The following is a 12,101-nucleotide window of genomic DNA, read 5'->3' as shown; positions in this document are numbered from 1 at the left end:
CTCAATGCAAAATCACCCGCAGCTAATAGTGACCGTCACTTGCCTTATTGATCATATAACTAAATGCGATTAGTCTTTCCCACCTATATTGCCAGCCATGCCAAGTTAGGAGTTGTTAACCAATGCGTAAATTCCGGGCGATCGCATGGCTGCTGCTGTGCCTGCTGGCAATTCAGGTACAGGCTGAACCGCCAGCAACTGGGTCAACGGAAGACTTAATTCGTGTGCATCTGGGTGCCGAAGATTCCTGGCCACCCTATTCCAACGCGCAAGGCCAAGGGGTATCTACCAATCTGATCAAGGCCGCTTTTGCCAAAACCAACCTCACACCGACATTCCGGGTATTACCCTACGCACGGGTTTTGCACGACTTACAATCCGGAAAAATCGACGGCGGCTACAACGTCACCCTGCAATCGACCACTAAAGACAAGTATATTTTTGGCAAGGTCCCGCTACTTGCGGTGGAGTCCTACTGGTTTTTTATTCCGGGTACTTATCCAAAAATAAAATCCATTAATGACATACCCGACAAATTCCGCGTCGGCGTAATCCGCGATTACGAATATGGCGATATTTACGAAAACCACCGCCACCGCTTTACGGAAGTGCAAGTATCGCAACAGTCGCAAATTATTCGCATGCTAAAACAGGGACGCATAGACGCCGCCGTGATGTTTGATCGCGAAGCAGAGTACGCTTTGAAAGAAATGAAATTGGATGCCACTATTTTCGATAAACGCTTTTTAAATCATCACGGCGATGTGTATGTCGCTTTCTCACACAAAAGCCCAAGGGCAAGATGGTTGGCGGAGCAACTGGATAAGGGGTTGAACGAACTAAAGCAAACTGGAGAATATGATCGATTAGCAGGAATTAATGTAACCACCCAACAGGAAAATTAATAATTGAAGACAAAAAAATACCGCCCCCAAGTACACAGGGGCGGTATTTTTTTGTGCATCCTATCGAGCTGGATTACATATAGGCGTTTGAACGATCTGTATGGTCGGTCACATCGCGGATGCCTTTTAATTCAGGCAACTTATCCATCAACTGTACTTCAATACCCTGCTTCAAGGTAATCGCCACCGAACCACAACCCTGGCAACCGCCGCCAAATTTCAGGATAGCGATCATATCCTCAGTCACTTCCACCAAACTGACGTTGCCGCCGTGGGAGGCGAGGCTTGGGTTTACATCGTTGTACAACACATAATTGATACGGTCTTCCAGCGGGCTGTCGTCAGTCACGCGCGGCATTTTGGAGTTGGGGGCGCGAATGGTGAGCTGACCACCCATGCGATCTGCCGAATAATCGACTTTTGCATCTTCCAAAAACGGCAGGCTGCGCTCTTCAAAGTAGGCATTAAAACCATTGAGCGGGACAATCACATCACCCTCTTTTTCTTCACCGGGGCGGCAGTAAGCAATGCAGGTTTCTGCGTTGGATGTGCCCGGATTGGCCACGAACATACGGATGCCAATGCCATCGTTGTCTTTCTGCTTATCCAGCAGTTCTTTCAAATATTGTTGGGCGGATTCGGTGATATCGACGTTGACCATAGTAACCTTTCTGTAAATACCTAATACCTGATTAAATTACTCGGGTATTCTACTGCAAAGCCGGTAGCCAAGGCACTAGCAACCCCGTAAAAGAGACAAGTAATTTACAATCGACGCCATAGCGCCAAGGCCTGCAACGATAACCGGCCGAAATCCTGAGCATGTTGAGACTCAATCTTATTTCCACCAACCACCCACCGCTGGCGAGAAACCACTCATCTGGGATTAACAATCCTTTAACAATTAAATGTGATACTTGTCACAATTGTCATTTAAGATTGCATTAAGCAAGCTATGCTTTAATCAGCACCACTTAAAGAATCCGTCTCACCTTGTATAACCGGAGGCTCAACATGAGCGAATCCAATCACTTTTTGCTCAATGCCAAAAACCTGAGAATTACCATCTACATCAGCTTGGCCATCGCCAACATGCTGTTTGGCGCTTTGTATCCTGACTCTATCGTGATGGCCGCATGCGGCTTTGCGTTCTTTGCGGCGCTGGCACTCATTAATCTCCGCCCGGATGACGTAGCGAAGAATGACTCCGACAAAAAGCTGGTTCATATCGAAAAATAGCCGCTAACAGCTGCTACCCCAGCTCGCCCCACGACCAATCCCGACTAAACTCTTAAGCGGATTGGTCTATTCGCCCGACTCCGCTTATAACCGATAAATCCCGATCCGCCGCATCCCCGCAGGCGGGTTTTCTGCTAGAATTCGCGCCAATTTTCTATATCAAACTTTTTTGATATTGCCTCGATAGATTCGAGGCAATTTTTACTCGCCAAAGGTTTTCCATGACTATTCCAGCTGCACTCTCTACCCGTATCACTGCCCTTAATGAGGCGATTCGCCAGCGCATCCTGATCCTGGATGGCGGTATGGGCACAATGATCCAAAGTTACAAGCTGCAAGAGGCGGATTATCGCGGCGAGCGCTTTGCTGATTACCACATGGATATCGCGGGCAATAACGATTTGCTCAGCATCACCAAACCGGACGTCATCCGCGAGATTCAACGCGCTTACCTGGACGCCGGTGCCGATATTCTGGAAACCAACACCTTCAACTCCACGCGCATCTCCATGGCCGATTACGACATGGAAGACCTGAGTCACGAACTCAATTTCGCCTCTGCGCGCCTGGCCAGAGAACTGTGTGATGAAATGACAGCGAAAAATCCGGCCAAACCGCGCTTTGTTGCCGGTGTGCTCGGGCCAACCAGCCGCACCTGTTCTATTTCGCCGGATGTAAATGATCCGGGTGCACGCAATGTAACTTTTGATCAGCTCGTCGAAAATTACCTGGAGTCGATGGATGGTTTGGTCAAAGGCGGCGCCGATATTATTTTGATCGAAACTATTTTCGATACGCTCAATGCCAAAGCCGCGGTGTTCGCGGTAAAACAATATTTTGACAATGTCGGTTTTGAATTGCCGATTATGATATCCGGCACCATTACCGATGCCTCTGGCCGCACCCTGTCCGGCCAAACGACGGAAGCATTTTACAACTCACTCGCACACGCCCGCCCACTCAGCATGGGTTTGAACTGCGCACTGGGCGCGAAAGAATTGCGTCAGTACGTACAAGAATTGTCACGCGTTGCCAATTGCTTTGTGAGCGCGCACCCCAACGCCGGTTTACCGAATGAATTTGGTGAGTATGACCAAACCGCGCAAGAGATGGTGAATATTGTTGAAGAATTTGCCGCAAGCGGATTTTTAAATATTATCGGCGGCTGCTGCGGCACCACACCGGCACACATCAAAGCACTTGCGGATGTGATGGGCAAATATGCCCCACGCAAAATTCCCGATATCGAACCTGCATGTCGCCTCTCCGGTTTAGAGCCGTTCAACATCACCAAAGATTCGTTATTTGTAAACGTCGGCGAACGCTGCAACGTTACCGGTTCTGCACGCTTTAAAAAATTAATTGTGGAAGAAGATTATTCCACCGCACTCGAAGTGGCGCTGGAGCAAGTGGAAAACGGTGCGCAGGTAATCGACATCAACATGGATGAAGGCATGCTCGATGCTGAAAAAGCCATGGTGCGCTTTTTGAATTTAATTGCTGGCGAACCGGATATCGCCCGTGTACCGATTATGGTGGATTCATCTAAATGGGATGTCATCGAAGCCGGATTGAAATGTATTCAAGGCAAACCGATTGTAAACTCCATCAGCCTGAAAGAAGGCGAAGAAGAGTTTTTACAAAAAGCCAAACTCTGCATGCGCTACGGTGCCGCTGTAGTCGTAATGGCATTTGATGAAACCGGCCAAGCCGATACCATGGCGCGCAAAAAAGAAATTTGTGAGCGCTCTTATCGTACATTGGTAGATAAACTGGATTTCCCACCGGAAGATATTATTTTCGATCCAAACATTTTTGCGGTCGCAACCGGTATTGAAGAACACAACAATTACGCAGTCGATTTTATTGAAGCCACACGTTGGATTCGTACCAACCTACCCCACGCGGGCGTAAGCGGCGGCGTATCCAACGTGTCCTTCTCGTTCCGTGGCAACAACCCGGTGCGTGAAGCCATCCACTCGGTATTTTTGTACCACGCGATTAAAGCGGGTATGAATATGGGCATCGTTAATGCCAGCCAATTGGCGGTGTATGACGATTTACCGCAAGAATTAAAAGACAAAGTTGAAGATGTAATCCTCAACCGTCACAGCGGCGGCACCGAAGCACTGCTCGATATCGCTGAAAAATATCGCGGCGATGGCTCTACCGGCGAAGTGAAAGAAGACGCCGAATGGCGCTCACTGCCTATTGCAAAACGCATCGAACACTCACTGGTAAAAGGGATTTCAACCCATATCGTTGAAGATACCGAAGAAGCACGCCAACACTACCCTCGCCCGCTCGATGTGATCGAAGGCCCACTCATGGACGGTATGAATGTGGTGGGTGATTTATTCGGCGCCGGTAAAATGTTTTTACCGCAAGTAGTTAAATCCGCGCGCGTAATGAAACAATCAGTAGCCTATTTGCAACCGTTTATTGAAGCCGAGAAAACCGAAGCCTCCAAACCCAATGGCAAAATTTTGATGGCCACCGTAAAGGGCGATGTGCATGACATCGGCAAAAATATTGTCGGCGTGGTATTGCAGTGCAATAACTTTGAAGTGGTTGACCTGGGGGTAATGGTGCCCTGCGATAAAATTATCGATACCGCCATCGAGCAAAACTGCGACATTATCGGACTCTCGGGTTTGATCACGCCATCGCTGGATGAAATGGTATTTGTCGGCCGCGAAATGGAACGCCGCGGTATTAATAAACCCTTGATGATTGGCGGCGCAACCACCTCCAAAGCACATACCGCGGTAAAAATTGACCCAGTTTTTAAACTCAACCAAGTGGTCTACGTTGCAGATGCCTCGCGCGCCGTAGGTGTCGCCAGCACACTGCTGTCCGACGAATTGCGCCCCAAATTCGTGGAAGACCTCAAGCAAGAATACATAGATGTACGCGAGCGCAACGCCAACCGCAAACCACGCGGCACAGTACGCTCCTATCCCGAGGCTATCGCCAAAGGTTTAAAACTGGATTGGGATAATTACACACCACCAGCACCCGCATTTACCGGCGTAAAAGTATTTGAAGATTACGATTTAAATACGCTAGTTGATTTTATCGACTGGACACCTTTCTTTATCAGCTGGGATCTCGCCGGAAAATATCCAAAAATTCTGGAGGATGAAATCGTCGGCGAAGCTGCACGCAATTTATTTGCCGATGCACAACAGATGCTGCGTAAATTGATCGATGAAAAGCTGATTCGCGCCAACGGCGTAATCGGCTTCTGGCCAGCGAATACGGTCAACAGCGATGACATCGCCGTATATGATGCGGATGGAAAACAAATCAATACTTTGCACCACATCCGCCAGCAGCATTTAAAACAAGGCATGGAATCGCGCCCGCATTATTCACTCGCCGATTTTGTTGCACCGAAAGAAACCGGCAAACAAGATTACATCGGCGGCTTTGCGGTCACTACCGGCATAGGAGCAGAAGAACTCGCCAAGCAATATCAGGATGCAGGCGATGACTACAACAGCATCATGGTAAAAGCCCTCGCCGACCGTTTAGCTGAAGCCTTTGCCGAACACATGCACTTACGTGTGCGCAAAGAATTCTGGGGCTATGATCGCGATGAAAATCTGTCAAACGAAGATTTAATCAAAGAACAATACAAAGGCATCCGCCCTGCTCCCGGTTATCCAGCCTGCCCCGATCACACTGAAAAAACGCAATTGTTTAAATTGTTGGATGGCGAGAAAAATACCGGCATCACCCTGACCGAACATTTCGCGATGTTGCCAACGGCAGCAGTTTCCGGCTGGTATTTTGCACATCCACAAGCTGAGTATTTTAATACCGGCAAGATCGAGAAGGATCAGGTGGAGAGTTTGGCGCAGCGTAAGGGTTGGAGTGTGCAGGAGATAGAAAGGTGGATGAGTCCGGTGTTGGCTTATGAGCCGGGTGTTGTTGCTGAGTAAAGTTGGAGTTTTGTAGGGCGGGTTCGCGAAGCAACCCGCCGTATAGAAAATATCACTACTAAGGAAAAATAAGATGACCGATATCATTCAAGATGTTCGAGACTATTTTGCAGATAGATTTTCCAGCCCGCTCTGGATATCAATTATTGTTTCTTGGCTTTTTATTAATTGGCAACTACCGATAGCGGCTCTATTCGAAACTGAAAAATTCAGTGTTGCCTATATTTTAGAGTATAAAAGCCAAACAACTCATTGGTGCCTAATAACAATACCTGTGATTTTAGGTTTAGCGTATTCAATTCTTTCCAGCTCTGCCAAAGAAACACTTGAACTTTTGTCAAAAACAATACGAAATATTATTGCCAAAGCAGATAGAAATGGCAGATTTTACAAATCCATGAGCATCACTGAACACGAAAATCAAATTTCAAGACTCAAGCGACAACTGCAAAAAATAGAAGGCGAAAAAGAGCAGCTAAACGAACTCTCCCTTGAAAACACAAGATTATTAGAGGAAATCTCCTTATTAAAAACGAAGCAAGCTGAAGCGGAAGAAAAACTATTATCAATTAATGAACTTACCGAAAAAAACAAAACCCTAGAAAAAGAAAACAAAAAATTTACACGTGTAAAAATCAATGACACTGTAAAACAAAAAGTAGCCCCAAGAAAAATAAGTTACGGGACGGATTTAGTTGATATTATCAATGAAGTAGAAAATCAAAATACCAAGATGGTGTTACCTAATAACAACATAGATACATCAAGCTACTACGAGAAAATAATTAACTCTTGTAGCGATAGCACGATAGAGTCATTAAAAGACCCAAGCAGCCGCGCAAGCCTTCTTATGGCACTTGAACTTATAGATAATGCAGGCTCATATTCTATTGAGGAAATTGCTAAAAACTCTGGATTTCCTCAGAAAAATTTGTATAAAAGCATAAATACAGCGCAAGAGGCAGGTCTAGTCGGGAGGTCATCCCACAAGCCACTTTCAATCACAGAAACAGGAAAAAGAAAGCTAACAGAGTTAAGAAGTGATGAATCACTCGCTGACATCGCTCAGGCACTTAGCAAAATAAACTCCTTTACAAAACAAGAAATACTTTCACTTCTTAAAAACAAGTCTATTAACTTTAATGCAATTAAAGAAAAAGTTAATTTCAATAAAAGCTTACTAATTCTATTAGACGAACTAGTCAACGATAAAAAAATTCATAAGGAAGGATCTATCTATTTTTTTGGTGAAAAAACCGCTCCGTAAAAACATAATCTCAATGGAGCATGACCAGCACTTTGAGACTCGCATGCTCACTCATGTTGGGCATGACCGCCCAACCTACCAAACGATAAATAAATTATTATTTGCCACCTGATAAACCGCTGTTGCGGTTCGTTCCTCACCGGCAACCTACAAAGCCCCAAACATGGAGACAGCCATGACCAACTCAACAAATGACGACCTTATTCAAGCGTTAAAAATTGCCTTCTGCTATATGCCCAAAGCTATCGAGGTAAATAAGTACGAATACGGTGATAGATATCAACCCGTGCTTGACCATATTCAAATGGTGCGAGAGGTTTTACTGATTAATGAGATAGACCCGGAAGAAGTCTATGGTGAAATTAATCCCGACAGTACACCGAATTCTTCTTATTAATCATTGCGCAAAACAATCAGCCCGACTAAAACACAATGGTGACAGAAGGTGCGCTACGCTTAGCCATCCCGTGGTAAACCGCTTCGATATTGTTGCCATCGGGATCTAACACAAACGCCGCGTAGTATCCTGGGTGGTATGGGCGTTCACCCGGTTTGCCATTATCTTTTCCGCCATTTGCCAAAGCAGCTTGGTAAAACGCATCGACCATCGTTTCGTCTCGCGCCTGGAATGCCAAGTGATGGCGCCCTGTCAATACGCCTTGTGCAGCGTCACTTTCGGGAGTGGATACAAACAATTCGTCTGCCCAAAAATACCCATCACCTGAACCACCTAATGGGATATCCAGCTCCTTAAAAACAGCGGTGTAAAATTTTTGCGCTGCTGGAAGATCCTTCACCACTAGCTGAATGTGATCAATCAACCGCCCGCGATGTAATTCTTGCGTTTCCATTTTTGACTCCTTTAATAAAAAGTCACAACGCTCATTATCGTTAAATCACCAAAAGCATTATTTTTTGTTGTATGCCTCATGCAAAGCGACAACATCAAACTTCTTCATTTTGAGAAATGCTTCTGTGATCCGTGCAACCCGTTCAGGATCTTCGTCTTGCATCATCTCATCCAATATTGATGGAACAATCTGCCAGGACAAACCGAACTGGTCTTTCAACCAACCACACTGTTCAGCCTCCGGCACTGCAGAAAGTTGCTCCCAGTAATAATTGATTTCTTCCTGAGTGTCGCAATTGACAATAAACGAAATAGATTCATTAAATTTGAACAGAGGCCCCGCACTGATTGCCATAAAAAATTGCCCCGAAAGGGAAAACGAAACCACATCGCACTCTCCTGACGGCGTGTCATGCAGCTTGGTAATACTGAGAATTTTTGAATCAGGGAAAACCGAACAATAAAAACGCGCAGCTTCTTTTGCTTCTGTATCAAACCATAAATGTGGGACGATTTTCTGTTTAATCAAAGCCATTTCATTTCTCCTTATTACCGACAGTGGTTTTGCTGTGGAAACATGCATACAAGATGACACATAGAAGACATTAGATTTAATAATTCACGCGACATCATCGTCACCAACAGGCGCACAAATATCGTTCTTGGTTTTAACCAAGTTTTCGCTTTTAATATTTAGGATTGCATGACTCTCTCTATGTTCCGCAAACCCTTCCAAGCCAATTCAAATAACAGAAAGAGTTTTAATAATTTTAAACATCACCTCAAAAAAACACATGGACAAAGCACTGAATATTTCATTATTTCGCCGGCTTTCAACAAGCCAATCTCATCCTACATCAGTGTTTTCAGTGAATCAGTCACTACAATAAGCTTATAGCTCTTGTTTTGCAGCTCTGTGCCTCCCGCGAGTACTCCCATGTTATGGCGGCTTGGCGGGGCCACCTTGGAGGGGTCACCTTCAGGTGGGCCGGTTGGTTTGGGCCGGTATTGAGACCACACACTGTGGGGTTGTGTTATGGATAATATTAACCGCCTAGCGCCAGCTACATCCCAATGCGTGATCAAGCTCGATCCTTTCCAATACAATTACTACCAACAAAGTTGCATAGAAATCCATTCGCCAGACGGCGAATATCTTGAAAGCATCGGCTACGACATTCAAAAACAAATTCAGGCAGAGCAAACCACTCAACTGCAAGAGCAGATTGTTTTACTGCAATCACTTTGCGAGAAAATTGCTCAAGAGGTGGAATTGCCTGCACAGGCAATTGCGGGACTGGGGGATTTGTTATTTCGGGTTAAGGGGATTGTTGACAGACAGGCAGATAAAAGTGAGGCAGCTTTTTTGGCTGCCTCTTAATTGGTATCTACGTCAACTGACTATTTGCAATAATGCAGTGCACCTATTGAATGCTTGGTAAACACCAACACCTAACCTACTGCCCTTGCTGTATTTTTTTGATACTGCACGAATTGGTTAATATTTTTAGAGAGACTTAGGGTGAGATCCAATATAGAAAACAAAAAACCCGCTTATCTTGCGATAAGCGGGTTTTTAATTTGGTGGAGCTAAGCGGGATCGAACCGCTGACCTCAACACTGCCAGTGTTGCGCTCTCCCAGCTGAGCTATAGCCCCAGAATCTTCGACATCCTGTCTCTGAGTGGCGCGCATTTTATGCAGGTGCCTCCGGAGTGTCAAGCAAAAGTTTTGGGCTTGTACTCCGGTTTTTTATCGATAAATCAAGCGGTTAACTGTTGGCGGCTGGCTCTTCTGCGGCAACACCCAACTTATCAAAGATCTTTTCCAGATCCTTTTGTTTGTTTTTGCCAAAACCACCCAAGGCGTTGATCGCATGGCGGATGCGGGCGCGGCTCAGGTCGGGGCCGATGATTTGCATGGAGTCCACTACCGAGAAGCTGGCGGTGGTGCCAGCAATGGCGACGAAGACCGGAGCGAGGGCGTCTTTGATTTTGATGCCCATTTGGTCTGCGAGCAGTTTGAGCTCGGCAAACAGGTTGTCGCGCTCCCAGGTGCGCAAGGCTTCCAAACGCCAGAGAGCAAATTGCAGGTACTCTTTTTGTTTCTCCACATCCAGCTTGTTACCGGCAAAACTCGCTTCGTTCACTGGCATCATGCCGCTGACGAGGAAGCCGGCCAGTGGAGCGAAATCGCTCAGGGTGGTCATGCGCGATTGGGCGTGTGGCAGTGCTTGCAGCAGCGTTTCTTTGTTGAGTGCCCAACCGTGCAAACGCTCGGCGAGTTGCTCGACGGTGAAGTTCTCGCGAATCCACAGGCTGCTGAGCCAGTTGAGTTTTTCCACGTCGAAAATCGGGCCGCCTAATGACACGCGCAGCAGATCAAAGTGTTCCTGCATTTCGGCGAGGGTGAATTTCTCGCGTTCGTCCGGCATTGACCAGCCCATGCGGCCGAGGTAGTTGAGCATGGCTTCCGGCAAATAACCCATGCGCTTGTAATACAGGATGCTCGTGGGGTTTTTGCGTTTGCTGAGTTTGGATTTATCCGGGTTGCGCAGCAGCGGCAAGTGGCACAGCACGGGCGCTTGCCAGCCGAAGTATTCGTAGAGTTTCAGGTGCTTGGGCGCAGAGTTGATCCACTCTTCGCCGCGAATCACGTGGGTGATTTGCATCAGGTGATCGTCCACCACGTTGGCGAGGTGATAGGTGGGCATGCCGTCGCCTTTGAGCAGCACTTGCATATCCACTTGCGACCATTCGATCTCGATCTTGCCGCGCAGCATATCGTCGATTTCGCACACGCCCTCTTCCGGGATTTTCATGCGGATCACGTAAGGCTCGCCTGCATCCAACTTGGCTTGCACTTCGGCGGGCGATAATTTCAAACCGCGACCGTCGTATTTAGGCGTTTCACCGCGCGCTTGTTGCTCGCGGCGCATTTCGTCCAGCTCTTCAGCGGTGGCGAAGCAATAAAAGGCATGGCCTTTCTCGACCAGTTCAAACGCGTATTTGCCGTAGATATCCATCCGCTCGCTTTGGCGATAAGGGCCGTGCGGGCCGCCCACATCCGGGCCTTCGTCCCACTCCAAACCCAACCAGCGCAGGCTGTCCAGAATCGCTTGCTCGGATTCAGGGGTGCTGCGGGTTTGGTCGGTATCTTCAATGCGCAACAGGAATTTGCCACCGTGCTGACGGGCAAAACACAGGTTGAACAGGGCGATATAGGCGGTGCCTACGTGGGGGTCGCCAGTGGGCGATGGGGCAATGCGGGTGCGAACTTCAGACATGAAACGGCCTTTTGTGCGAATCGATAAGTTGGAAATAGGAAAAGGCGCGCATTATACGCTTGAATCGCCCGGCGGGAGAAACTGGGATTTGGCAATTAGAGGGCGCGCGTACCCAGCAAGGGCAAATGTTTGAGGCGATGGTACTGCAACGCCAAAGCAATGCAGTGTTTTAGTTGCTTAACGGGGATAAGCTCGAGGCGGGTAAAAATGATCGCCCTATTCCCTTCATAGCAAAATAAATTGCCATAAAGTGCTTCAAAGGTTTCGACGAGTGTGGTTTTGCAATTGAAATAAAGTGCGTAGTGTTCGGGCGCGCGCGGTTTCCAATCCATGCGGATGGTGCTGCCCTGTTTGGCAATGTAACTCGGCTCGCCCCACTTCAAACTTTCTTCTATTTCGCCCACATCCAATTCAGCAGCAGTTTCAAAAATTAATGTGCGCAGGAATAATAATTTTTTGCGCATCTCGGGGGGATATTTTTTAAAGACATCAGCAACGGCGGGATTATGGATCGCTTGCATAACAATACGCTCCTGCTGAGCGCAATAAATATCAGCAGGCGACGAATTATATGTGCCGATATATATTGCGGACTGCTAAAAAAACAA

Annotated in this window: 11 protein-coding genes and 1 tRNA gene; 6 read left to right on the top strand and 6 right to left on the bottom strand. The window is 47.0% G+C overall.

What is annotated here, in order from left to right; genetic code table 11:
- Positions 1–122 precede the first annotated feature (122 nt).
- A complete protein-coding gene (locus J2X05_RS14995; RefSeq protein WP_310073828.1) occupies positions 123–905 on the top strand; it encodes a substrate-binding periplasmic protein in 783 nt (260 codons plus the stop codon).
- Positions 906–978: 73 nt separating this feature from the next.
- On the opposite strand, the gene nfuA is transcribed toward J2X05_RS14995, so the two are convergent.
- Complete coding sequence (nfuA, locus tag J2X05_RS14990; protein WP_310073826.1) at positions 979–1,566, bottom strand: Fe-S biogenesis protein NfuA; 588 nt, start codon at positions 1,564–1,566, stop codon at positions 979–981.
- A gap of 353 nt (positions 1,567–1,919) precedes the next feature.
- Here nfuA and J2X05_RS14985 point away from each other — a divergent pair, with 353 nt between their 5' ends.
- The 4 genes from J2X05_RS14985 (at position 1,920) to J2X05_RS14970 (ending at position 7,755) form a co-directional block, all read left to right on the top strand.
- Positions 1,920–2,144 (top strand): hypothetical protein, encoded by a 225-nt coding sequence (locus tag J2X05_RS14985; RefSeq protein WP_310073824.1) that lies wholly within the window; start codon positions 1,920–1,922, stop codon positions 2,142–2,144.
- A gap of 221 nt (positions 2,145–2,365) precedes the next feature.
- Positions 2,366–6,091, top strand: a complete 3,726-nt coding sequence (gene metH / locus J2X05_RS14980; RefSeq protein ID WP_310073821.1) for a methionine synthase — start codon at positions 2,366–2,368, stop codon at positions 6,089–6,091.
- Positions 6,092–6,164: 73 nt separating this feature from the next.
- The gene (locus J2X05_RS14975) at positions 6,165–7,358 is read left to right on the top strand and encodes a hypothetical protein (protein ID WP_310073819.1); all 1,194 of its coding nucleotides are present in this window, start codon (positions 6,165–6,167) and stop codon (positions 7,356–7,358) included.
- A 175-nt stretch (positions 7,359–7,533) separates the two neighbouring features.
- Positions 7,534–7,755: a penicillin-binding protein gene (locus tag J2X05_RS14970; RefSeq protein ID WP_310073817.1), complete on the top strand. Its 222-nt coding sequence runs from the start codon at positions 7,534–7,536 to the stop codon at positions 7,753–7,755.
- Between the two features lie 25 nt (positions 7,756–7,780).
- Here the strand turns inward: J2X05_RS14970 and J2X05_RS14965 are convergent, their stop codons facing one another.
- Together J2X05_RS14965 and J2X05_RS14960 are read right to left on the bottom strand one after the other, a co-directional pair.
- Positions 7,781–8,209 carry a VOC family protein gene (locus tag J2X05_RS14965; protein ID WP_310073816.1) on the bottom strand — a complete coding sequence of 143 codons (429 nt, stop codon included), beginning with the start codon at positions 8,207–8,209 and terminating at the stop codon, positions 7,781–7,783.
- A gap of 57 nt (positions 8,210–8,266) precedes the next feature.
- Positions 8,267–8,791, bottom strand: a complete 525-nt coding sequence (locus J2X05_RS14960; protein WP_310073814.1) for a VOC family protein — start codon at positions 8,789–8,791, stop codon at positions 8,267–8,269.
- 453 nt (positions 8,792–9,244) lie between these two features.
- Between J2X05_RS14960 and J2X05_RS14955 the strand changes: the two genes are divergently transcribed.
- Positions 9,245–9,589 (top strand): hypothetical protein, encoded by a 345-nt coding sequence (locus J2X05_RS14955; RefSeq protein WP_310073812.1) that lies wholly within the window; start codon positions 9,245–9,247, stop codon positions 9,587–9,589.
- Between the two features lie 201 nt (positions 9,590–9,790).
- On the opposite strand, the gene J2X05_RS14950 is transcribed toward J2X05_RS14955, so the two are convergent.
- The 3 genes from J2X05_RS14950 to J2X05_RS14940 form a co-directional block, all read right to left on the bottom strand.
- A tRNA-Ala gene (locus J2X05_RS14950) sits at positions 9,791–9,866 on the bottom strand.
- Positions 9,867–9,978: 112 nt separating this feature from the next.
- Positions 9,979–11,493, bottom strand: coding sequence for a glutamate--tRNA ligase (gltX, locus tag J2X05_RS14945; protein WP_310073810.1), 1,515 nt, complete (start codon positions 11,491–11,493; stop codon positions 9,979–9,981).
- 95 nt (positions 11,494–11,588) lie between these two features.
- A complete protein-coding gene (locus J2X05_RS14940; RefSeq protein WP_310073807.1) occupies positions 11,589–12,014 on the bottom strand; it encodes a DUF1801 domain-containing protein in 426 nt (141 codons plus the stop codon).
- Between the last annotated feature and the right edge of the window lie 87 nt (positions 12,015–12,101).

The organism is Cellvibrio fibrivorans (assembly GCF_031457055.1).
Taxonomy (GTDB): domain Bacteria; phylum Pseudomonadota; class Gammaproteobacteria; order Pseudomonadales; family Cellvibrionaceae; genus Cellvibrio; species Cellvibrio fibrivorans.
Note: the sequence above shows the minus strand (reverse complement) of the source record. Positions and strands in the feature narration are given on the sequence as shown.

Bases quoted from the DNA above. Each gene is read 5' to 3' on its own strand.
- J2X05_RS14995 (WP_310073828.1), top strand. From the start codon at position 123: ATGCGTAAATTCCGGGCGATCGCATGGCTGCTGCTGTGCCTGCTGGCA.
- nfuA (WP_310073826.1), bottom strand. From the start codon at position 1,566: ATGGTCAACGTCGATATCACCGAATCCGCCCAACAATATTTGAAAGAA.
- J2X05_RS14985 (WP_310073824.1), top strand. From the start codon at position 1,920: ATGAGCGAATCCAATCACTTTTTGCTCAATGCCAAAAACCTGAGAATT.
- metH (WP_310073821.1), top strand. From the start codon at position 2,366: ATGACTATTCCAGCTGCACTCTCTACCCGTATCACTGCCCTTAATGAG.
- J2X05_RS14975 (WP_310073819.1), top strand. From the start codon at position 6,165: ATGACCGATATCATTCAAGATGTTCGAGACTATTTTGCAGATAGATTT.
- J2X05_RS14970 (WP_310073817.1), top strand. From the start codon at position 7,534: ATGACCAACTCAACAAATGACGACCTTATTCAAGCGTTAAAAATTGCC.
- J2X05_RS14965 (WP_310073816.1), bottom strand. From the start codon at position 8,209: ATGGAAACGCAAGAATTACATCGCGGGCGGTTGATTGATCACATTCAG.
- J2X05_RS14960 (WP_310073814.1), bottom strand. From the start codon at position 8,791: ATGCATGTTTCCACAGCAAAACCACTGTCGGTAATAAGGAGAAATGAA.
- J2X05_RS14955 (WP_310073812.1), top strand. From the start codon at position 9,245: ATGGATAATATTAACCGCCTAGCGCCAGCTACATCCCAATGCGTGATC.
- gltX (WP_310073810.1), bottom strand. From the start codon at position 11,493: ATGTCTGAAGTTCGCACCCGCATTGCCCCATCGCCCACTGGCGACCCC.
- J2X05_RS14940 (WP_310073807.1), bottom strand. From the start codon at position 12,014: ATGCAAGCGATCCATAATCCCGCCGTTGCTGATGTCTTTAAAAAATAT.